We start from the raw sequence: 22,464 nt of genomic DNA, 5'->3' as shown, positions 1-22,464 counted from the left end.
CCCGACCCTCAGGCGTCTTTCCCCAGCTTGTCCAGCGCCTCCAGCGCATCGGCGGGTAGAACCAGATCCGCTGCCGCCAGATTCTCCTGCAGATGCTTGACCGACGAGGTTCCCGGGATCGGCAGGATGTTCGGCGCCCGGTTCAGCAGCCAGGCGAGCGCCACCTGCATCGGCGTCGCGCCAAGCCGGCTGGCGACATCGGACAGCAGGCCGGACTGGATCGGCGAGAAGCCGCCGAGCGGGAAGAAGGGCACGTAGGCGATCCCCTTGGCGGCGAGATCGTCGATCAGCGCATCGTCCGCCCGATGCACCAGATTGTAGTGGTTCTGCACGCAGACGATCTCGCAGACGCGGCGGCCTTCCTCGACCTGCCGCGCCGTGGCGTTGCTGAGCCCGATGTGGCGGATCAACCCCTGCTGCTGGAGTTCGGCAAGGACGCTCAATTCCCGCTCGACCGGCCCTTCCGCCGGAGCATGTCCATGGTCGCCCCACAGCCGCATGTTGACGACGTCGAGCACATCGAGGCCGAGATTGCGCAGATTGTCATGCACCGCCTGCCGCAACTCTTCCGGTGAAGATGCCTGAAGCCAGGAGGCATCCGCGCCACGCCGGGCGCCGACCTTGGTCACGATCAGCAGATCGTCCGGATAGGGCGCCAGCGCCTCGCGGATCAGCCGGTTGGTGACATGCGGACCGTAGAAGTCGCTGGTGTCGATGTGATTGACACCGGCCTCGACAGCGTGGCGCAGCACGGCGATGGCCGCATCACGATCCTTCGGCGGACCGAAGACGCCGGGACCGGCCAGCTGCATGGCGCCATAGCCGAGCCGGCGGACGGCTTTGCCGCCCAGGGTAAAGCTGCCGGTGAAGTTGCCGGATTTGTCGATTTTGGTCTGGGCGGGGTTTGACACGATGATCTCCTTGATGGCTTGACCAATCTAGCCATTGCCCGCCTGTCCGATTAGTCTGCACAATCAGGACAACCCGTGCGGATTTCCGAACAATGCAACATGATCTGGGGGACCTGAACGCTTTCGTCGCGGTGGCCCGCGCCCGTGGTTTTCGCGAAGCGGCGAAGGCCGGCAACGTCAGCGCCTCGTCCCTCAGCGAAGCCGTGCGGCGGCTGGAAGGGCAGCTCGGCGTCAGGCTGTTCAACCGGACCACCCGCAGCGTGGTCCCGACGGAGGCGGGTGAGCGCCTGCTGGCACGGCTGGAGCCTGCCCTGCGCGAGGTCGATGCCGCCCTCGATGTGGTGAACGGCTTCCGCGACCGGGTGGCGGGCACCCTCAGGCTCAATGTGCCGGTCAGCGCGGCACGGCTGGTCCTGCCGTCGATCCTGCCTGCCTTCCATGCAGCCTATCCCGAGATCCGGGTGGAGGTGATGGGCGAGGACAGCTTCGTCGATGTCCTCGCCGCCGGATGCGACGCCGGCATCCGCTACGACGACCGGCTGGAGCAGGACATGATCGCCGTTCCCATCGGCCCCCGCAGGCAGCGCTTCGCGACTGCCGCCTCCCCCGCCTACCTCGACGCCCGGGGGCGGCCGGATCATCCACGCGACCTGATGGCCCACAGCTGTGTGCGGGGACGCTTTGCCAGCGGTGCGATGCCGCTCTGGGAATTCGAGCGCGACGGCGAATCGATCCGCCTCGACCCGACCGGACCGCTGGTTGTCGGACCGGGCGGCATCATGGACCTCGCCATCGACGCTGCCGTTGCGGGCGTCGGGGTCTTTCAACTGTTCGAACAGTGGCTGCGCCCGCATCTGGACAGCGGCGCGCTTGAACCCGTGCTGGAATCCTGGTGGCCGTCCTTCTCCGGCCCGTTCCTCTATTACTCCGGCCGGCGTCTGGTGCCGGCCCCGCTTCGGGCCTTCCTGGATTTCATCAGGACCGCTCCCATCGCCTGACAAGCCGTCACTCCGCCAGCATCGCCGCCAGTTGCTCGGCGATCTGGTTCGGCGAGAAGGGCTTGCGCAGCAGGCGCACGGCCTCGCCCAGATCAGGCGTGTCGGCATAGCCGGTGACGATCAGCGCGGGCAATCCGGGACGCAGGCTTCGCACAGTGCGCACCACCTCGGCCCCGTTCATGCCGGGCATGGCAAAGTCGGTGACCAGGGCATCGATCTCCGCACCGTCTTGCAGCAGGGCCAGGGCAGTTTCCCCGCTCTCCGCCTCGATGACCTGATGGCCCTGGCTTTCCAGCAGCGCCATCGTCCCCATCCGCACGATGGCGTCGTCCTCCACCAGCAGCACGGTGCGGCCTTCGCCGCGCTCGACGTCGGCAGCCGTCCGTGCCGGCCGGCCGGCGACGGCCGTGACGCTCGGCAAATAGAGGGTGATCGCGGTTCCGCCGCCGAGGCTGCTGTCGATGCGGACGCCGCCGCCGGACTGGGTGGCCATGCCCTGGACCATCGACAGCCCCAGCCCCGACCCCTTGTCGAGCGGCTTGGTGGTGAAGAAGGGTTCGAAGACATGCGGCAGCACCGCCGGGTCGATGCCGGTGCCGGTATCCGCCACCCGGATCGCCACATAGGTCCCGGGCCGCAACTCCGCCGGCCCGGCCGCGGGTCTGCCCGTTTCTCCGTCGCCGATTTCGGCAACGGAGGCGGTCAGGGACAGCCGCCCGCCGCTTGGCATGGCATCGCGGGCATTGATTGCAAGATTCAGGATGGCGGATTCGAGCTGCGCCCGGTCGATCAGCGCCGCCGGGAGTCCGGGCGGCACGTCGACCGTGACGCTGATCTGCCCGCCCAGGGAGCGCTCCAGTAGAGAACTCATCCCGGTGAGCAGGTCGCCGAGGTCGGTCGGTTCCGGCATCAGCGTCTGGCGCCGTGCGAAGGACAGCAGCGACTGGGTCAGCCGCGCACCGCGCTCGATGGAGCGGTTGGCCGCCTCGAACAGCTCGCGCGGGGTGCCGTCCGGCACGGTGGGATCGAGAACGGCAAGGCAGCTGACGATGCCCTGGAGCAGATTGTTGAAGTCATGGGCCACGCCGCCGGTCAGCTGCCCCAGCGCCTCCATCTTCTGTGCCTGGTACAGTTGCTCCTCCGCCCGACGGCGGTCGGCCATTTCGGCCTGCAGGGCCTGCGTCCTCTCGGCGACACGCTCCTCCAACCGGCTGGACGCCTGGGTAATCTCCTGAAGATGACTGCGGGTCCGGTACTGGCGCTCCCTGCTGCGCAGCGCCGCCTGTGCCGCACTCTGCAACACCTCGCGATGCAGCGGCCGGTCCAGCAGCGTGACGTTGCCGAGCGACTGGAAGAACGCCTGCCTGCCCCGCCCGGCCTGCCGGCTGCGCCGCGACGTCAGGATCACGATGGGCAGGTCCGACCAGCGCGGCTGAGCCTCCAGCCACGCGCTCAGCGGGTCGATGTCGGTCAGCACCCCTTCGGAGAGCAGCAGCGCCCCAACGTCGTCGCCAAGGCTGCGGCAAAGCTCCGGCAAATCGGCGCAGGGCTGCGTCCCCAGACCGATGTCGGCCAGGACCGAGCCGATCACCTCGGCATCCCGCCCGTCAGGGGCCAGGACAAGGATGGACCCGCGCATCGGCATCGATCACCCGGCCTCGGCCGAACCGCTGAGCAGCGTCTCCGTCGAACCGTCATATTCCGGCACGCCGGTCAGCACGCCGCGGAAGTCCATCAACTGCGGCCCGACCTGAATCCCGGCCGGGAACAGCCGGAATTCCCGGATCGACAGTTCATGGACACCGGTGCGCTTCTTCACCACCGAAATTGCCTTGCGCACCTCACCCTCGGCCTCGAAGAACCGCATAAGGACCACCGTGTCGCTCATGAAGGACAGATCGACCGGATTATGCACGTCACCGATGATGCCCTGCTGCGCCAGGATCAGGATGGTCACCACGCCCTTGTTGTTCAGGTAGGTCAGCAGCTCGTGCATCTGGAGCGTCAGCGCCTTCTCCTCCGGCATGGTGCTGAGGTAGGAGTTCAGGCTGTCGATCACCACGATGCGCGCTTTGCGCTCCTCGACCTCGCGCCGGACCTGCCAAGCGAACTGGCCGGGCGACAGGCGGGAGGGGTTGGCGCGCTGCCAGCCGACACGGTCCTGCTGCACCGCTTCCCTGATGTCGATGCCCAGAGCAATGCTGCGCAGTTCAAGGGTCTTGAAATTCTCGTCGAATGAGAAATAGGCGGCATGCTCGCCGCGCTCGACCGCGGCAGTGACATATTGCAACGCGATGGACGATTTGCCGACCCCCGATGGCCCCACCAGCATCGTGGTGGTGCCGAGCATCAGGCCGCCGCCCATCAACTCGTCCAGGGCCGACAGACCGCTTTCCATGGTGATCCGGTCGAAATCACTGTTGTGCTCTTCGGCGATCAGGCCGGGGAAGACCAGCACATTGGTCTTCGTGATGGCGAAATCATGCCAGCCGCTCTGGTAATCCGCCCCCCGCATCTTGGCGATGCGCAGGCGCCGCCGCGACGAGCCAAAGGTGCGCTCGGTCTGTTCCAGCACGATCACGCTGTGAGCGAGGCTGTGCAGATCGCTCGCACCGTCCTGGTGGGTCAGGTCGTCGAGGATCAGGGTGGTACAGTGCCGCCCTTGCAGGAACTGCTTCAAGGCCAGGACCTGACGGCGGTAGCCGAGCTGGTCCTGGGCGAGCAGCCGCAGTTCCGACACCGTGTCGATCACCAGCACTTCCGGATTTTCCCGCTCGATCCGCTCGATGATCAGGCGCACGGTCTCGCCAAGCTCCACCTCCGACGGGTAGAGCACGCTCTGCTGGCGATCCAGCTGCGCTTCGATGGGCACGATGTCGAATACGGCGAAACCATCGAGCGACCAGCCATGGCTGGCGGCGGTCGATTCCAGCTCCTTGGCACTCTCCGACAGGGTGATGTACAGCCCCTTCTTGCCGTCGTCGCGCGTCTGGATCAGAAGCTGCAAGGCAATGGTTGTCTTGCCTGTGCCCGGTGCGCCCTCCAGAAGATGTATTCGACCGCGCGGCAGCCCGCCGCGCAAAACCAAATCGAATTCGGGGATTCCGGTCTGCAGTTTCTCGATCGGGATGGGCGTGGGCACCAACGGCTCCTTAAGGTCCATGTCTTCAGACAAACACGGTGCAGCGGAAATGTTCCGCCGGAGCCTGGGCGAGGCTTGAAAATTGCTGTGGCTCACAGGGTGGCCGAAGGCGGTTCGGCGGTATCGGCGACCGGGATGCGGGCCTCCCCTTCCGCCGTCGCCAGACGGCGGCCAAGCGCCGCGGCAAGGCTGCGGGGGGTGACCGGCTTGTGCAGCAGGTCGAAGCCATGGGTGAGCGCATCGTTCTGCGGCTCCGTGCCGATCTCCCCGGTGACGATCAGGCCGGGGATGTCCGCATCGTGCATGTCCCAGATACGGAGGATCGCCTCCGTTCCGATGCGCTTGTCCCGCAGGCGGTAATCGACGACGAGGATGTCGGGCCGGCGGCCGTCCAGCGTCAGGCGCTCCACCGCGAGGTCGGTCGAATCCGCGGTGATCACGTCGAATTTCCAGGCGTGCAGCAGGCTTTCCATCCCGGCCAGCACGATGGGGTCGTCGTCCACCACCACCGCCAGCCGCCGCCCCTCCCGCTCCGGCGGTGCCGGCGCCATTTCCACAGGCGCCGCCTCTCCGGATGACGGGACGCAGGCGCAGGCCTCTGTCGCCAGCGGCACCGCGATGCTGAACAGCGAACCCTGGCCGGGATGCGAACTTACGGTGACGGGATGGTCCAGCAGGTCGGACAGGCGGCGGACGATGGCGAGCCCAAGGCCAAGGCCCTGGTTGCGGTCGCGTTCGGGGTTCTCGACCTGATAGAGTTCCTCGAACACCCGGTCGATCTGGTCGTCCGGGATGCCGCGGCCGGTGTCGTGGACACCGATCAGCAGGCGGCCGGCCTCCACGCTGCACTCTACCGAAACCCCGCCGCTGTCGGTGTAGCGGATGGCGTTCTCCACCAGATTGCGCAGCATGCGGCCGAGCAGGACCCGGTCGCTGCGGATGGCGGCATGGCAGGGCTGAACCCGCCAGCCCAGGCCTTTTCCATGCGCGACCGGGGCATAGGCGTCGTCCAGGCTCCTCAGCAGGTCCGAGACGCGAAACTCCTCGAATTGCGGCGCCACGATGCCGGCGTCGAGGCGGGAGATGTCGAGCAGGCCGTCCAGCAGACCTTTGAGGATCTCCAGCCCGTGCTGGAGGCGCCCGAGCGCATCGAGACCGGGTCCATCGCCCAGATGCGGGCGCAGCACCTCGGCGAACAGCAGGATCGACTGCATCGGCTGGCGCAGATCGTGGCTGGCGGCGGCCAGGAAGCGGCTTTTGGACCGTCCGGCCTCCTCCGCCGCATCGCGGGCGCGGTGGATGTCGTGGATGTCGACGGCCCCGCCGAACCACGCGACGATCCGTCCGCCATGGTGGATCGGGTGGGTCCGGCTGAGGTGCCATCTGTAGGCTCCGTCGGCCCGGCGCAGGCGCAGCTCGTACGCATGCGCCGCACCGGCGGCGATGGCCGCTCTCCGGACCGCCTGGATGCGCTCGACATCCTCCGGATGCAGATCCCCCATCCGGTTCTCTTCGTCCGTCATGCGGCCGGTGTAGGCCCGGAACGCGGCATTGACATATTCCAGCGTGCCGTCGGGCCGGTTCACCCACATCATGTGCGGGGCGTTCTCCACCAGCGCGCGCGACCGTTCCTCGCTGGCCCGCAGCGCAGCGGATGCCTCCTCCTTGGCCTGCATCTGCCGGCCGAGATCCTCGACCAGACCGTCGAACGCCAGCCCCAGCCGGCTCATCTCAGGCCCGTCCACCGCACCCACGTGGGCGGAGCGGTCGCCGGCACGCCAGCGCTCGGTCGCCGAGATCAGTGCCGCGACCGGCTGATAGATGTGCCTCCTGGCGATCAGGAACGCCGCCAGCAGGCCGAGCAGCAACGTGGCCGCAATCCACACCAGCGACCGCGTCAGCGCGTCGTCGATGCCGCTCATCGCCGCGTCATGGTCGATGCCGATCGCGACGAAGATGTGCCGGACCCCGGCGGACAGCGGAACATAGGCAAACACCCGCTCCACCCCGTCGATCCCCATCAGCTGGGCGGTCCCGACGGCATCGGCGTCGAGCAGAGGGCGAAAGCGCGGCGGCAGCGCGGTGCCGACGGCCCCCGGTCTCGCAGGGGCATGGGCCAGCACGATGCCGTTGCCGTCGGCGATCATCAACGCGGCATTGTCGGGAAGCAGGTGTTCGGAGAGGTAGCGTTCGAGCCAGCCGAGATCGATCAGCGCCGTGACCACGCCGATGGTCCGGCCGTCCTCACCGGTGCGGCGGATCGGCAGGCCGAACGGCATCGCCGGCTTGTCATCGTACCGCTGCCGGATGAACTCGCCGACGGTGAAGCCGCCACTTTCCAGGGCGGAGCGCACATGCATCCGGTCGGCGACGGTCCGCCCGCGCAGAAGCGGGTTGGTGGAACAGAGAATGACCCCGTCCCCGCCGGTCAGGTTGACCGTCAGGTAATCCGGGATCCGCATGGCCGTGCGCGTCAGCAGCGCCTGACATCCCGCCGCGTCGAGGGTCTGCGCCGACGTGGTTTCCGCCAGCAGTTCCAGCATCTGCCGCACGCCTTCGACCAGCCGCTGCTGCTCCCCGCCCAGCAGGCTGAGCAGTTGCTGCGCATGCTCGTGAATCTCGTCGGAGCGCTGGCGGCGCAGGTCGATCTGGTTCCAGACCTCCAGCGCGCAGATCGGCACCAGGGCCAGCGTCACGAGCAGCAGCAGCCGGGTCAGGAAGCTCATGGCACCCTCGTCCCGATTCCGGCCCACGTCCTGAGCCCGACCACAATTCTGTCGGATGCGACCGCCATGCCCCGTCTCCCGACCGGCCCTGCTGCATACATAACCGTTCGGGAGGCCGAATGCTGCCGCTCTCTGGCGTTACCCTGCGGCGATGGCGCGGTTCAGGGAGGCGATCAGCACATGGGCGTCGACCGGCTTGCCCAGCACGTCGCAGGCACCGCCGCCCAACGCGCGCAGCCGGGTGGTCTCGTCGGCGTAGGAGGTCATGAACAGGATCGGCGGATGTCCGCCGCCCTCCTTGTTCAGCCGCTCCTGCAACTCCAGCCCGGACAGGCCGGGCATGCGCACGTCCAGGATGATGCAGGCGATCCCGGTCCGGTCGGCCAGCGCCAGGAAATCCTCGGCGGAGACGAAGGGCCGGCAGCGGAAGCCGACCGACCGCAGCAGGTCGTCCAGCGCCTCGCGGATCGCCTCGTCGTCATCGACCACCGCTATCAGGGGTGCGTTGGACACGTCGTGATGCCTTGACCGGATCGGGAACTGAATGAAAACGCCGGTTTCCGGCGCCACACGCATCCTATCCGGATGGGGCAGGTGGCAGATACCACACCTAGGTCTAGAGGCGGACGGTGGGGCCGGCCGCAGGACCGAGGCGCCCGAAGCCTAGAGTCCGCCTGATGCTTATTGAAGCACCAGACAGACTCTAACCTTTTGGTTTTCCGTGTGATTCACGCTTCAAGCGATTCCGCTTGAACCGATCACACTCTAGCCGTCACTCCTCGTGTTCGAGCACCTCCACCTTGCGGACGAGGTCGGCGACGGAGCGCACCTGCATCTTCCGCATCACCTTGCCGCGGTGGAGCTTGACCGTCACCTCGCTGATGCCGAGATCGCCGGCGATCTGCTTGTTCAGCCGGCCCTTGACCACCTCCGCCATCACCTCGCGCTCACGCGGGGTCAGCGTCGCGGCCAGCGATTCCACCGTCATCGTGGCGGCCCGCTGGCTCCGCCGCGACCGGTCGCGGGAAATCGCGGCATCGACCGCATCCAGCATGTCCTGGTCGCGGAAGGGCTTGATGAGGAAGTCCGTCGCCCCGGCCTTCATCGCCCGGACCGACATCGGCACGTCGGCGAAGCCGGTCATGAAGACGATGGGCAGCGCGATGCCCAGGCTGTCCAGCCTCGTCTGGAACTCCAGCCCGCCCAGTCCGGGAAGCCGCACGTCGAGGATCAGGCAGCCCGGCCGGTCGGGAACCGCCGCCGCCAGCAGCTCCGCCGTGCTGCCGAAGGCCCGGCCTTCGATGCCGACCGATTGCAGAAGGTCGACCACCGCCTCCCGCATGCCGGCATCGTCATCGACGATCAGAACCAGCGGATCGTCCTTGGCAGGGGCGGGCGACGGGGCGGCTTTCTGGGCCATGGCGGTCAGTCCTCTCGTGCCGCGGCCAGCCGTTCGGCCGGCGCTTCGGTGGACGGCGGCAGGGCCGCCGGTATGGTGAACTCGAACACCGCCCCGCCGTCCGCATGGTTGTGGGCGGTCAGCGTGCCGCCGCAGGATTCGACGGTGGACCGGCAGATGGCGAGGCCCATCCCCATCCCGTCGGGCCGGGTGGTGAAGAAGGGGTCGAACAGGCGGGCATGGCTGGCCTCGTCGATGCCCCTGCCGCGGTCGCGCACGGCAACCCTGACTTGTGCCCCGCCTTCCAGGCTGCCGATGGCGACGGTCAGTTCGCGCCGGGGGCTGTCCGCCTCCGCCATGGCGTGCAGGCCGTTGGTCACGAGGTTGACCAGCACCTGCTGCAGGCCGACCCGGCTGCCCCGCACCGGCGGGGCGGGAGCAAAGTCGGTGAAGAGAGCGGCCCCGGCCCCCGACAGCTCGCGCTCCAGCAGCAGCGCCACCTCGGTCACCAGCTGGGCCATGTCGATGGTCTCGTCGCAGTGGGTGTCCTTGACCAGCATGCCGCGTGTCCGCTGCACGATGTCGGCGGCCCGCCGTCCGTCGCGGACGATGCGGTCGGCCGCCTTCGCGGCGGTTTCGATGTCGGGCTGGTCGCGGCGCAGCCAGCGCAGGCAGGCCTGCGCATTCAGCACGATGGCGCCCAGCGGCTGGTTCAGCTCGTGGGCGATGGAGGCGGACAGCGCGCCCAGCGTGGCGGCGCGCGCCGCGCGCGCAAGCTCCGCCTGGGCCGCCAGCAGCGCCTCCTGCGTGCGTTCGCGCTGGGTGATGTCGACGACGCCGACCACCACCTGATCGAAGCCGACGCAGTCGTCGGGAAAGCTGATGCCCAGCAGCACCGTCAGGGTGCGCCCGTCCGCCGCGATCAGCTGCGCCCGCCCTTCGAAGCGGTCGCGCTTTTCCCAAAGCGCCAGCAGGACCTGAAGCATCGCCGGATCCTCGGCCGGCAGATAGCGGTCGAGCGGCCCCAGCACCGCCGGCCGACCGGCCGCACCCAGCAGCTCGACGGTGGCGTCGTTGACGTTGGTGGTGCGGATCAGCGCGCCCATCCCGCGCGCCCAGCCGGGATCGGCCTGCGCATGGGCGGCAAGGTCCGTCACCCCGCGCGCCCGCAGGGCGTCGAGCGCCGCCGTCACCGCGGTGAAGTCCTGCTCCCACAGGGAAATCCGCGCCTGCTCGAACATGCCGCGGTGGCGTTTTTCGCTGCGCGCCAGCGCAGCGTTGGCCCGCAGCAGCAGCGCGCGCGACTCATGGTCCCTTACCAGCAGCGCACCGGTGATCAGGATGGCCGCCAGCGACACGCCGCAGCGCAGGACCGAAGACAGGTCCATGTCCTGCCAGTGCGACAGGAAGAAGGACAGCACCGCCAGCAGCGCGCAGCCGGCGGCCACCCGCAGGATGCCCCGCCGCGACAGGGCGGTGGCGGCCAGCAGCAGCACCAGCACATAGAGGACGGCGATGGCGCTTTCGATGTCGGTGAAGGTGTCGACGAAGAACACCGCCAGGGCGAGCGGAATCGACAGAAGGCCGAGACGGCGCTCCATCGGCCGCCCGCCGGCCGGCGAACCGCCCCATGCCGCGTCGCCCTTCGCACCGCCTTCCGCACCGCCCATAGACCAGTCTCCAACCCCTCGTCATGCCGTTCCGGCTCCCGGAGATTGCCTGCGGGCGCCGTCCGGTTCTTGAACGATCTGACGGTCACGTGAACGATCGGCACGGCTTGTCGCCAGTCATACCTAGGTTTGCTTGGAAGACGACCGGCACCGGCGTTACCATCCCGCCCCACGCCATTTCCCCGAAGAACGCAACCGGCCGCAGGAGCCTGCCATGGTCGACGCCATCATCATCGGAGCCGGCCAAGCCGGGCCGCCGCTCGCCGAACGTCTGACCGCCGCCGGCATGAGCGTGGCGGTGGTGGAGCGCAAGCTGTTCGGCGGCACCTGCGTCAACACCGGTTGCACCCCGACCAAGACGCTGATCGCCAGCGCCCGCGTCGCCCAGATGGCCCGGCGCGCCGCCGAATACGGCGTGGTGCTGGACGGGCCGGTGCGCATCGACATGGCCCGGGTCAAGGCACGCAAGGACGAGGTTTCCGGCCGTTCGCGCCAGAATGTCGAACGCTGGCTGCGCGGCATGCCCAACTGCCGGGTGTTGCAGGGCCATGCCCGTTTCGAATCGCCGGGCAGCGTGCGTGTCGGCGACGAGTTGCTGACGGCGGAGCGCATCTTCCTCAATGTCGGCGCCCGTGCCGCGATCCCGGACATGCCGGGGGTGCGCGATGTCGAGCTGCTGACCAGCGGCACGATCCTGGACCTCGACCATGTGCCCCGTCATCTGGTGGTGGTCGGCGGCAGCTACATCGGCCTGGAATTCGCCCAGATGTACCGCCGCTTCGGCGCCGAGGTGACGGTGGTGGAGAAGGGGGAGCGGCTGATCGGCCGCGAGGACCCCGACGTGTCCGACGCGATCAGGGAGTTGCTGGAGAAGGAGGGGGTGACCGTCCGGCTGTCGGCCAACTGCATCCGCTTCGCCCGCCATGCCGACGGGGTGGAGGTGGGGGTGAACTGCACGTCCGGCACCCCGTCGGTGGTGGGAAGCCATGTGCTGCTGGCCGTCGGCCGCACGCCCAACACCGACGATCTCTGCCTCGACCGTGCCGGCGTGGTGACGGATTCCCGCGGCTTCATCACGGTGGACGACACGTTGCGCACCAATGTGCCGGGCATCTGGGCGATGGGCGACTGCAACGGGCGGGGCGCCTTCACCCACACCGCCTACAATGATTTCGAGATCGTCGCGGCCAATCTGCTGGACGGCGACCCGCGCAGCGTGGACGACCGCATCCAGGCCTATGCGCTCTACACCGATCCGCCGCTGGCGCGCGTCGGCATGACCGACGAGGCGGTCCGCCGCTCCGGCCGGCGGGCGCTGGTGGGCCAGCGGGCGATGACCCGCGTCGGCCGCGCGGTGGAAAAGGGCGAGGCCCAGGGCTTCATGCGGATCGTCGTCGATGCCGACAGCCAGGAGATCCTCGGCGCCGCGATCATCGGCCCCGGCGGCGACGAGGCGATCCACGGCGTGCTCGACATGATGTATGCCAAGGCGCCCTACCCCACCCTGCAACGCGCCGTCCACATCCACCCCACCGTCGCCGAACTGCTGCCGACCCTGCTGGGCGAACTGAAGCCGCTGGAATAGGAAGGGACCGTCCTGCCCACACCCTTCAACAAGAACCTACAATAACCGCCGCCGCCGATCGCGTATGCCTCATCGTCATTCCGCACAACTCCGATGAGGCGACGCGATGAAGCGGCAATTCCTCCCGGCCCTGCTGGCGCTGTCCCTGCTGCCGGCGTTCGGCACAGTCACGGACCTGTCCGGCCCAGCCCAGGCGGCGGCCCCGCAACAGCGCACCCAGGCGCCGGGTTTCTACCGGATGATGCTGGGCAAGGTCGAGATCACCGCCCTGCTGGACGGCACCCACCCCTTTCCGGTGCATGAGGTGATGCAGGGGATCGGCAGGGCCGGTGCCGACGCTCTGCTGGAGCGGTCCGACCTCCATGCTCCGGTCGAGGGTTCGATCAATGCCTTTCTGGTCAACACCGGCGACAGGCTGGTGCTGATCGACAGCGGGGCCGGGGTTCTGTACGGCAAGGATGGCGGCCATCTGATGGCCAACCTGCGGGCATCGGGCTATGCACCGGAACAGGTGGATGAAATTTACCTGACGCATCTGCATCGCGACCATGTCGGCGGGGTGGATGCGGGTGGCGCCATGGCCTTTCCCAATGCGGTCATCCGCGTCAACCGGCGCGACAGCGATTTCTGGCTCGACCCGAAGAACAGGGCCTCGGTACCCGGCTATCTGGGGCCGATGTTCGATGGCGCCATCGACTCGCTCCGCACCTATGTTGCGGCGGGCCGGCTGAAGCCCTTCGACGGGGAGGCGCGGCTGCTGCCTGAAATCGACGCCATTCCCGGCCCCGGCCACACGCCGGGCCACACCATCTACCGCATCCGCAGCGGGGGGCAGACCCTGCTGGCCTGGGGCGACATCGTTCATGTCGCCGCCATCCAGTTCCCGAAGCCGGACGCCACGGTGAAGTACGACAGCGACGCGGCGTCGGCGGAACGGCAGCGTGAGCAGATGTTCGCGGAGGCGGCGAAGAACGGCGAATGGATCGCCGCCGCGCACATCTCCTTCCCCGGAATCGGCCATATCCGGCGGGACGATGGCGGCTACAGCTGGCTGCCGGCGAACTACACCACGGACCTGGCTCCGGCGACGCGCTGAAAAGGCTTTCCAAAGAGCGGAAGCGGGTTTTGTTCAAAAAATCCCGCTTTCAATCTTCAATAGCGAGGCCGGGATTTCCGGCACCCTCCCTGGACTATCCGCCCGCCCGCAGTTCCCGCGGCGGACCACAGGAGGTGCAGGATGAAACGAACCCGATGGACCGGCTGGGCGGCAGGCAAATGGGCGGCCGGAGGCGCCCTGGTCTGCCTTGTCGGTATCGGCGCGTTCCTGGGCATCGCCCACCGCAGCGGCCTGCCCGCCGTTCCCCCGCCCAAGGCCGCCGACTTCCCGGCGGAGATGCTGGCCCGCGGCGCGGCACTGGCCGCCATCGGCGACTGCATCGTCTGCCACACCGCCGACGGGGGCGTGGCCTATGCCGGCGGCCGGGCATTGGCGACGCCATTCGGCACGCTCTATTCGACCAACATCACGCCCGATCCGGAAACCGGGATCGGCAACTGGTCGAAGGAGGCGTTCAAGCGCGCCATGCGCGACGGGGTATCGCGGGACGGCCGCCATCTCTACCCGGCGCTGCCCTACGACCATTACCGGCAGGTGCATGACGGGGATCTCGACGCGATCTACGCCTTCCTGATGACCCGGCCGGCAGCGTCCGCGCCGGCCAGGGCGAACGAGCTGATCTTCCCGCTGGGCTTCCGCCCGCTGCTGGCCGGCTGGAAGCTGCTGTTCCTGCATCAGGAGGACTTCACGCCGCGGCCGGACCGCGATGCGGAGTGGAACCGCGGTGCCTATCTGGCCGAAGGGCTCGGCCATTGCAGCGGCTGCCACAGCCCGCGCAACATCGCCGGGGCCGAGAAGACGGGCTCCGACGCCTATTCCGGCGGCGTGGCGGAAGGCTGGGTGGCGCCGGCACTGAACGGGTCCAGCCCGTCGGCGGTGCCCTGGACAGCCGACAGCCTGTTCACATACCTGCGCACCGGCGTCGATGTCCGTCATGGCGCCGCCGCCGGGCCGATGGGGCCGGTTGCGCATGGCCTGTCCCGCGCGCCGGAGTCCGATGTCCGCGCCATCGCCACCTACATCGCCTCGCTGTCGGCGGATCGGGCGCCGGGAGCACCGGCCGCTGCCGACCGCGCGGCGGAGGCCGCAAGGGCCAACCCGGCCGGCGCCACGCTCTTCGCCGGGGCCTGCGCCGGTTGCCACGAGGGCGGCGCACCGATGATGACGCAGGGGCGTCCCGGCCTGTCCACCGTCACCGCCCTGCAACTCGACCGGCCCGACAACGCGGTCCGCGCCATCCTGCAAGGCATTCATGCCCCCACCGGGCCGGCCGGACCGGCGATGCCGCCCTTCGCCGCCAGCCTGACCGACGCGCAGGTCGCCGACCTCGCCGCCTATCTGCGGTCCCGCTTCAGCGACCGGCCGGCCTGGACCGCGCTGGAAACCGCTGCCGCCACCGTCCGCAAGGAGGAGTCCCAGCCATGACCGTCACCATCACCGTCAACGGCGCCGACCATGCGCTTGACGTCGACCCGGCCACGCCACTGCTCTATGTGCTGCGCGACGACCTGGAGCTGAACGGAGCGAAGTACGGCTGCGGGCTCGGCCAGTGCGGCGCCTGCACCGTTCACATCGACGGCAAGCCAGCCTTCTCCTGCCTGACACCGGTCGGTGCGGTCGCCGGACGGCGCATCCGCACGGTGGAAGGGCTGGGCAGTGCCGAGGCTCCCGGCCTGCTGCAACGGGCTTTCGAGACGGAACAGGCCGCCCAGTGCGGTTATTGCATCGCCGGAATGCTGATGCGGGCCCAGGCCCTGCTCGACCGCAATCCCGACCCGGACGACGCGCAGATCCGCGCCCACATGCAGACCAACCTCTGCCGCTGCGGCACCCACATGCGCATCCTGCGCGCCATCCGCCGTGCCGTCGCCATGCGCAAGGGTGTCCAGGCGGCTCAGGAGATGCGGCCATGAATCAGATCCCGTCGCCTCTCTCCCGCCGCGGCTTCCTGACCGGCGGCGCCCTGGTGGTCTCCTTCGCCCTGGCGCCCAGGGCCTTCGCCCAGCTCGCCGGCGGGGGCGAGGGCGGTGCCGGTCCGGCCGTGGTGGCGCCCGATTTGAAGGGAAGCCTGAAGTCGGCGCCCTGGCTCGACGCCTGGATCCGCATCGACGCCGATGGCCGGGCCACCGTCTTCACCGGCAAGGTCGAACTGGGCCAGGGCATCCGCACCGCACTGATCCAGGTCGCGGCGGAGGAACTGGACATCCCGCCCACCACCGTCACCCTGGTCACCGCCGACACCGGGCGCACGCCGGACGAGGGGCTGACCGCCGGCAGCCATTCCATGCAGGACAGCGGCACCGCGATCCAGAACGCCGCCGCCAACGTGCACCTGCTGCTGGCAGCCGAAGCGGCGCGCGACTGGGGCATTCCAGCTGAACAGGTGACCAGCGGTGGCGACGGCAGGCTGCGTGCGCCGGATGGCCGGACCCTGTCCTATGGCGAGGTGGCGGCGCGGCTGTCGCTGCATGTGCAGGCGGTGCCGGACGCGCCTTTGCGCAAGCCGGCGGACTACCGCACGCTGGGCCGCGCGCTGCCGCGGGTGGACATCCCGGCAAAGCTGACCGGCGGTGCCGCCTATCTGCACGACATGCGCCTGCCCGGCATGCTGCACGCCCGCGTCGTCCGCGGCCCCAGCGTCGGCACCGGCCTGCAATCGCCCGATCTGGACACCGTCGCCCGCATGCCGGGCGTGGTGAAGATCGTCCGGCAGGGCGGCTTCCTGGCCGTGGTGGCGGAGCGGCAATGGACGGCGATCCAGGCCCTGCGCCACCTGCAACGGGCGGCCTATGCCCGTGCCGCGCAGCCGCCCCTTCCCGCCGACGGCAGCGGCGACGCCGTGGCGGCGACGCTGAAGGCGCTGCCGGCCCGCGACATCGCGATCATGGACACCAGCGAGCCGGCGGGACCGGCGGTCCGCAGCGTCAAGGCACGCTACACCCGGCCCTGGATCAGCCACGGCTCCATCGGTCCGTCCTGCGCCATCGCCCAGTATGTGGACGGCACGATGACGGTGTGGACCCACAGCCAGGGCACCTTCGACGTCCGCCGCGTCGTCGCCGAACTGGTCGGCCTGCCACCGGAAAAGGTCCATGCCATCCATGCCGAGGGCGCCGGCTGCTACGGCCAGAACGGCGCCGACGACGTGGCGGCCGACGCGGCGGTGATCGCCAGGGCTGTGCCCGAACGGCCGATCCGCCTGCAATGGATGCGGGAGCAGGAATTCGGCTGGGAGCCGCTCGGCCCCGGCATGATGACGGAACTGGAGGCGGAACTGGGCGCCGACAACCGCATCGTGTCCTGGCGCCATGCGGTCTGGAGCAACCCGCACAACAACCGCCCTGTCGGGGCCGGCGGCGTTCTTGCCGGCAACGAGGCCGATCCGCCCTTCCCCGCGCCCGAAGGCAAGCCGATCCCGATGCCGGAGGGCGACGGCAGCCGCAATTCCAATCCGCTCTACAGCTTCGCCAACACCCATGTCGTCTATCATTTCCTGAAGGACATGCCGGCGCGCGTCTCCGCCCTGCGGTCGCTGGGCGCGCATCTGAACGTGTTTTCCATCGAAAGCATGCTGGACGAGCTGGCTGCCGCGGCGGGCATCGACCCGCTGGCGATCCGGCTCGACCATATGCGGGACGAGCGGGCGCGCGAGGTCATGCAGGCGGCTGCCGACCGCTTCGGCTGGCCGACGCGCACCAGGGGCGACGGCCGGCGCGGCTGCGGCATGGCCTTCGCCCGCTACAAGAATCTCGGCGCGTACTGCGCGGTGGCGATGGAGGTGGAGATCGACCGCGAGACGGGCCGGACGATGGTCCGCCGTGCGGTTGCCGCGGTGGATTGCGGCCAGCCGGCCAACCCCGACGGCGTGCGCAACCAGATCGAAGGCGCGCTGGTGCAGTCGCTGAGTTGGACCGGCCGGGAAGCGGTACGGTTCGCCGCCGACCGCCGTGCCAGCTTCGACTGGAGCAGCTACCCGATCCTGCGCTTCGACGATGTGCCGGGGTCCGTCGAGGTGGTGGTGATGGACCGCCCCGGCGCCCCCTTCCTCGGTACCGCCGAGGCGGCGCAGGGACCGTCCGCCGCGGCACTGGCGAACGCCATCGCCGACGCCACCGGCGTGCGCCTGCGCGACATGCCGCTCAGCCCGGACCGGCTCAAGGCCGCGCTCGGTCCCGTCTGAGTTGGCCCTGTCTGAGTTGGCCCTGTCTGAGTTCGCCCTTTTTGAAGGAAAAGCCATGAAGACCCTGCGTGTGAGGATCGTCGGCGGATCGGTCGGCGGCCTGTTCGCCGCCGCCCTGCTGCGGCGGGAGGGGCACGATGTCCGGCTGTACGAGCGTTCCAGCGGCGGGCTGGCCGGCCGCGGCGCCGGGCTGGTCGGGCAGCGCGACCTGTTCGCCCTGCTGCGGGCGGTGGGCTGCGAGCATGTGGCGCAGGTCGGCGTCGTCGCCCGTGAGCGCATCTTCCTCGACCGCGCCGGAGAAATCCGGCAGCGGCAGGTGACGCCGCAGATGCAGATCTCCTGGGACCATCTGTATGCCACCATGCGCAGCAAGGTGCCCGACGACAGCTATGTCCTGGGCCGGGCTGTCCTGGCGGTGGAGCAGGATGGCGCCACGGCGACCCTGCAATTCGACGATGGCAGCCGGGAAGAGGCCGATCTGGTGATCGGTGCTGACGGGCTGGGGTCCATCGTCCGCTGTGCGGTGGTGGGCAGGCACGCCGCCAACGAGTATGCCGGCTATGTCGCCTGGCGCGGGCTGGTTCCGGAACGCGGGCTGCCGGCGGAATCCGCCATCCTGCTGGACCGCTTCGCCTTCTTCGACATGCCGCAGTCGCACACGCTCGGCTATCTGGTCACCGGGCCGGCGGCGGAGACGGCGGTCGGGCAGCGGCGCTACAACTGGGTCTGGTACAGGCGGGTGGCGGCGGCCGAGCTGCCGGCGCTGCTGACCGACGCCAAGGGACGCCACCACCCCCATTCGCTGGCGCCGGGGCAGGTGCCGGAAACGGTGGCGGCACGGCTGCGGCAGGACGCGGCGGACCGGCTGCCGCCGCCCTTCGCCGCGGCCATCGCGGCAGAGCCCCGCCCCTTCCTCCAGGCCATCTTCGATTACGAAGTGCCGGCGATGACGCGCGGCCGGATCGCCCTGCTGGGCGATGCCGCCTTCGTGGTCCGCCCGCACACGGCGATGGGCGTCGCCAAGGCGGCAGGCGATGCGATGGCGCTCGTCCGGCAGTTGTCGAACCATCCGGACATCGAGACCGCCCTCCAGGCCTACGACGAGGAACGCCACCCCGCCGGGGCCGCCATCGCCGCCTATGGACGCCGGCTGGGCGCGATGCTGGAGTGAGCATCATACCAAGGGATAGCAGCCGTAAAGCCATGGGTCGATGCGGGCGACCCCAGCGTGCAATTCCGTCCTGTGCCCCGGACGAGCGAAACTTCCTGCACGCCATGCCTTGCAGGGAGCCCTCCGATGCTTCAGCCCGCAACCGCCGACGACAGGATGGTCGCCACGCTGGTGACCCGCGCCCTCGCGGTGCTGGACCATGACCCCGACGGTGCGCGGCGCTGCCTCGACCGGCTCGCCTCCCTGTTCATCGATCGGCGGGACGAACCGGCGGCCGTCGCCGCACCGCCGCCATCCCGGGGTGGCCTGACCTCCTGGCAGCTCCGCCGGGTCACCGGGCATATCGAGGCCAACATCGCCCGGCCGCTCAGGGTGGAAACGCTGGCCGCCCTCGTCGGGCTCAGCAGCGGGCATTTCACCGCCGCCTTCAAGGCCAGCACCGGCGAAACGCCGCATTCCTACGTCATCGGGCGCCGCGTGCATCTGGCCCAGCGCCTGATGCTGGAAACCGACGAGCCGCTCTGCCAGATCGCCTGCGCCTGCGGCTTTGCCGATCAGGCTCACCTGACGCGCCTGTTCGGGGCCAGGGTCGGGCAGACGCCACTGCGCTGGCGCAAGGCAGGGCGGCGTTTGCGCAATACCGAAACTCCTTGACCCCGGACCATGCCGCGTTGATTTTAGATCATACGATCTAAAACGAGTTCGGGAGGCGGAAGCGATGGCTCGGCCGCGGAAGTTCGACGAGACGGCGGTGCTGGACGCGGCGGTGGACCGCTTCTGGACCCAGGGGTTCGAGGCGACCTCCACCCGCGAACTGGCGGAGAGCATGCAGATGACGCTCGCCAGCATGCACAACGCCTTCGGTGACAAGCGGGCGCTGTTCCGCCGCTCGCTGGAGCATTACCTGGACGGTTCCCTGCGCGCCCGCATCGCCCGGCACGAGGCGGCACCCTCCCCGGCCGCGGCCATCGCCGGCTTCCTGCGGGAAAGCATCGAGCGCTCGCTCGGCGACGGCTGCCGGCGCGGCTGCCTGCTGGTCAACTCGGCGCTGGAGGTCACGCCGGCCGATCCGGAGATGCGCGATTACCTGAACGCCGAGCTGGCGACCATCGAGGATTTCTTCCGCCACTGCATCGTCAAGGGACGGCAGGGCGGCGAAATCCCTGACGGTATCGACGCCGACGACGCGGCCCGCCTGCTCTTCTCCTGCCTGCTGGGCATCCGGGTGCTGGCCCGCGTCCGCCCCGAACGCAACCTGCTGGAAGGGGCGGCCCGCGCCGCCCTCGCCAGCCTCGGCCTGCCGCCGATGCCGGACATCTGATCCCAGCCTCCGACCTTCATTCCCGAGATTTCCCGATCAACCGGGCGGGCCGCAGCCGCGGCGCCGTCAACAGGGACGCACGCCCATGAGCACGACCTCCGTTGGTGCGAAGGATCACCTCGACAGTTCCGCCTGGATGGCGACGTTCGCCGGCATGGCGGGCAGCCTCGTCGCCATCGGCCTGGCACGCTTCGCCTATTCCCCGCTGGTCCCGTCGCTGATCGAGGCGCACTGGTTCTCCGCCGGTGACGCCGTGACGCTGGGGGCGGCGAATTTCGCCGGCTATCTGGCGGGCGCCCTGCTCGGCCGGCCGCTGGCCGGGCTGCTGCCGAACCGGGCGCTGCTGCGGCTGCTGATGCTGGCGACATCCCTCGCCTTCATCGCCTGCGCCTATCCGCTGTCGCTGGCCTGGTTCTTCGGCTGGCGCTTCGTTTCCGGCCTTGCCGGCGGCGCCATCATGGTGCTGGTCGCGACCAGCATCCTGCCCCACATCCCCGCCTCGCGGCGCGGCTTCGTCAGCGGCATGATCTTCCTCGGCATCGGGCTCGGCATCGCCGCGTCGGGCACCGCGGTGCCGGCGCTGATGCGGCTCGGCCTGCACGAGACGTGGCTCGGGCTTGGCGTGCTGTCGCTGCTGCTGACCGCCCTGTCCTGGTTCGGCTGGCCGGCCTCGGCGCCGCCGCAGGGCATCGCCGCCCCGGCGGTCGAGCATGCCCCGAAGCATGAGGGAGGGGTCCTGCGCACCCTCTACGGCGAATATGCGCTGAACGCCCTCGGGCTGGTGCCGGCGATGCTGCTGCTGGTCGATTACGTCGCCCGCGGGCTGGGCCATGGCGCGGACACCGGCGCTTTCTATTGGGTCCTCTATGGCGTGGCGTCGGTGGCCGGGCCGGTCGCCGCCGGATCGCTGGCCGATCGGGTCGGCTATGCCGCGGCCTACCGCATCGCCCTGCTGCTCCAGGCGGTGTCCGTCGCCACCCTGGCGGCCAGCGGCAATCCTGTGGCGGTCGGGGCCGCGACACTGGTCCTCGGCGCCTTGACGCCGGGTGTGGTTCCCCTGGTGCTGGGCCGCATCCACGAGCTGCTGCCGCACAGCCAGACCGAACAGCGCGCGGCCTGGAGCCGGGCCACCACCGCCTTCGCCCTGTTCCAGGCGCTGGGTGGCTATGGATACTCCTATCTCTTCGCCCACAGCGGGCAGAGCTATGCCGCCGTCTTCCTGTGCGGCGCCGTCGCCCTGACGGTTGCGCTCGGCGCCGACATCCTCGTCAACGCCCGCCGCCGCCGTCACTCTGGAACGCGTGCCGCCGTCATCCGGTCCTGAAACTCCTCCTGCAACAGGGCCAGGAAGGCGCGCACCGCCGGGTTGGTGCGGCGGCTTTCCGGCCAGAGCGCGGTGATGGTGTGCCGCTCGACGGCGAAGTCGGACAGCACCGGGACCAGCTCGCCGCGCGCCACATAGGGGGCGGTGATGAAGGTGGCGGCGATGCCGATGCCGCCGCCGGCCGCCAGCGCGGCGACCAGCGCGTCGCTGACGTCGACGACGATGCCGGACGGCGGCACGACCTCGACCAGACGCTCGCCGATCCGGAAGGGCCAGCGCAGCGTCTGCCCCGTGCTCTGGAAGCGCAGGCTGACGGTGTCGTGCCCGTCCAGCCCGTCCGGATGCAGCGGCGTGCCGCGGGCCGCCAGATAGGCGGGCGAGGCGAAGCAGCAGAGCCGGTGCGGCGCCAGCCGGCGCGACAGCAGCCGTGAATCCGCCAGCTCGCCGATCCGCACCGCAACGTCGATCCCCTCCTCGATCAGGTCGACCATCCGGTCGTTCAGGCGCAGATCGACCGAAACCTTCGGGTAGAGCCGCCGGAACGCCGGCAGCGCCGGTGCGATGACATGGACGCCGATCGGCAGCGATGCCGCGACCCGCAGCGTGCCCGAAGGCTCCGAGCGGGCCGCCATCGCCGCCTGCTCGATCTCCTCCGCGTCGCGCAGCAGCCTCAGCGCCCGCTCGTGCAGGTCCCTCCCCTCCGCCGTCAGCGTCAGCGAACGCGTCGTCCGGGTGAACAGCGACACGCCGAGCCGCTGCTCCAGCCGCTGCACGCTCTTGCTGACGGCCGAGGGCGAGACCGACAGCGCATGGGCGGCGGCGGTGAAGCTGCCCAAGGTCCCGGCACGGGCGAAAGCGATCAGGCCGGTCAGCCTCTCCAGGGCGATTTGTTCCTTCATGGCATGATTGAAGCGATGCCG

Annotated in this window: 18 protein-coding genes; 10 read left to right on the top strand and 8 right to left on the bottom strand. The window is 69.4% G+C overall.

Features of this window, described 5'->3' with window-relative positions; genetic code table 11:
- Positions 1–8: 8 nt before the first annotated feature.
- Positions 9–911 carry an aldo/keto reductase family oxidoreductase gene (locus CRT60_RS20530; RefSeq protein WP_098738376.1) on the bottom strand — a complete coding sequence of 301 codons (903 nt, stop codon included), beginning with the start codon at positions 909–911 and terminating at the stop codon, positions 9–11.
- 92 nt (positions 912–1,003) lie between these two features.
- On the opposite strand from CRT60_RS20530, the gene CRT60_RS20525 reads away from it, so the two are divergent.
- Positions 1,004–1,909, top strand: a complete 906-nt coding sequence (locus CRT60_RS20525) for a LysR family transcriptional regulator (protein ID WP_098738375.1) — start codon at positions 1,004–1,006, stop codon at positions 1,907–1,909.
- 7 nt (positions 1,910–1,916) lie between these two features.
- Here the strand turns inward: CRT60_RS20525 and CRT60_RS20520 are convergent, their stop codons facing one another.
- From CRT60_RS20520 to CRT60_RS20495, 6 genes are all read right to left on the bottom strand, one after another.
- The gene (locus CRT60_RS20520) at positions 1,917–3,548 is read right to left on the bottom strand and encodes a response regulator (protein ID WP_161958099.1); all 1,632 of its coding nucleotides are present in this window, start codon (positions 3,546–3,548) and stop codon (positions 1,917–1,919) included.
- Positions 3,549–3,557: 9 nt separating this feature from the next.
- Positions 3,558–5,051 (bottom strand): ATPase domain-containing protein, encoded by a 1,494-nt coding sequence (locus CRT60_RS20515; RefSeq protein WP_244592654.1) that lies wholly within the window; start codon positions 5,049–5,051, stop codon positions 3,558–3,560.
- 92 nt (positions 5,052–5,143) lie between these two features.
- The gene (locus CRT60_RS20510) at positions 5,144–7,777 is read right to left on the bottom strand and encodes a hybrid sensor histidine kinase/response regulator (RefSeq protein ID WP_098738372.1); all 2,634 of its coding nucleotides are present in this window, start codon (positions 7,775–7,777) and stop codon (positions 5,144–5,146) included.
- A 138-nt stretch (positions 7,778–7,915) separates the two neighbouring features.
- Positions 7,916–8,290, bottom strand: a complete 375-nt coding sequence (locus CRT60_RS20505) for a response regulator transcription factor (protein ID WP_161958098.1) — start codon at positions 8,288–8,290, stop codon at positions 7,916–7,918.
- Between the two features lie 259 nt (positions 8,291–8,549).
- Positions 8,550–9,197: a response regulator transcription factor gene (locus CRT60_RS20500; protein ID WP_098738371.1), complete on the bottom strand. Its 648-nt coding sequence runs from the start codon at positions 9,195–9,197 to the stop codon at positions 8,550–8,552.
- A gap of 5 nt (positions 9,198–9,202) precedes the next feature.
- A complete protein-coding gene (locus CRT60_RS20495; RefSeq protein WP_098738370.1) occupies positions 9,203–10,846 on the bottom strand; it encodes a sensor histidine kinase in 1,644 nt (547 codons plus the stop codon).
- Positions 10,847–11,060: 214 nt separating this feature from the next.
- Here CRT60_RS20495 and CRT60_RS20490 point away from each other — a divergent pair, with 214 nt between their 5' ends.
- The 9 genes from CRT60_RS20490 to CRT60_RS20450 all read left to right on the top strand — a co-directional run bounded on the left by CRT60_RS20490 (position 11,061) and on the right by CRT60_RS20450 (position 21,544).
- A complete protein-coding gene (locus tag CRT60_RS20490) occupies positions 11,061–12,431 on the top strand; it encodes an FAD-containing oxidoreductase (RefSeq protein WP_098738369.1) in 1,371 nt (456 codons plus the stop codon).
- A 106-nt stretch (positions 12,432–12,537) separates the two neighbouring features.
- On the top strand, positions 12,538–13,527 hold the full coding sequence (locus CRT60_RS20485) for an MBL fold metallo-hydrolase (protein ID WP_098738368.1): 990 nt from the start codon (positions 12,538–12,540) through the stop codon (positions 13,525–13,527).
- 141 nt (positions 13,528–13,668) lie between these two features.
- Complete coding sequence (locus CRT60_RS20480; protein WP_098738367.1) at positions 13,669–14,973, top strand: cytochrome c; 1,305 nt, start codon at positions 13,669–13,671, stop codon at positions 14,971–14,973.
- Entirely contained in the window at positions 14,970–15,461 is a 492-nt protein-coding gene (locus CRT60_RS20475) for a (2Fe-2S)-binding protein (RefSeq protein ID WP_098738366.1), read from the top strand. The genes CRT60_RS20480 and CRT60_RS20475 overlap by 4 nt, the downstream gene beginning before the upstream one ends.
- Positions 15,458–17,728 carry a xanthine dehydrogenase family protein molybdopterin-binding subunit gene (locus CRT60_RS20470; protein WP_098738365.1) on the top strand — a complete coding sequence of 757 codons (2,271 nt, stop codon included), beginning with the start codon at positions 15,458–15,460 and terminating at the stop codon, positions 17,726–17,728. The genes CRT60_RS20475 and CRT60_RS20470 overlap by 4 nt, the downstream gene beginning before the upstream one ends.
- Before the next feature lie 55 nt (positions 17,729–17,783).
- Complete coding sequence (locus CRT60_RS20465; RefSeq protein ID WP_098738364.1) at positions 17,784–18,899, top strand: FAD binding domain-containing protein; 1,116 nt, start codon at positions 17,784–17,786, stop codon at positions 18,897–18,899.
- A 126-nt stretch (positions 18,900–19,025) separates the two neighbouring features.
- Entirely contained in the window at positions 19,026–19,553 is a 528-nt protein-coding gene (locus CRT60_RS20460; RefSeq protein ID WP_098738363.1) for a helix-turn-helix domain-containing protein, read from the top strand.
- A 64-nt stretch (positions 19,554–19,617) separates the two neighbouring features.
- Positions 19,618–20,220, top strand: a complete 603-nt coding sequence (locus CRT60_RS20455; protein WP_098738362.1) for a TetR/AcrR family transcriptional regulator — start codon at positions 19,618–19,620, stop codon at positions 20,218–20,220.
- Between the two features lie 85 nt (positions 20,221–20,305).
- Positions 20,306–21,544: a YbfB/YjiJ family MFS transporter gene (locus CRT60_RS20450; RefSeq protein ID WP_098738361.1), complete on the top strand. Its 1,239-nt coding sequence runs from the start codon at positions 20,306–20,308 to the stop codon at positions 21,542–21,544.
- Here the strand turns inward: CRT60_RS20450 and CRT60_RS20445 are convergent.
- Positions 21,508–22,443 (bottom strand): LysR family transcriptional regulator, encoded by a 936-nt coding sequence (locus CRT60_RS20445; protein ID WP_098738360.1) that lies wholly within the window; start codon positions 22,441–22,443, stop codon positions 21,508–21,510. The two genes, CRT60_RS20450 and CRT60_RS20445, sit on opposite strands and share 37 nt — an antisense overlap.
- Positions 22,444–22,464 lie beyond the last annotated feature (21 nt).

This window comes from Azospirillum palustre, from assembly GCF_002573965.1.
Lineage (GTDB): Bacteria > Pseudomonadota > Alphaproteobacteria > Azospirillales > Azospirillaceae > Azospirillum > Azospirillum palustre.
This window is presented reverse-complemented; position numbering and strand designations above follow the sequence as displayed.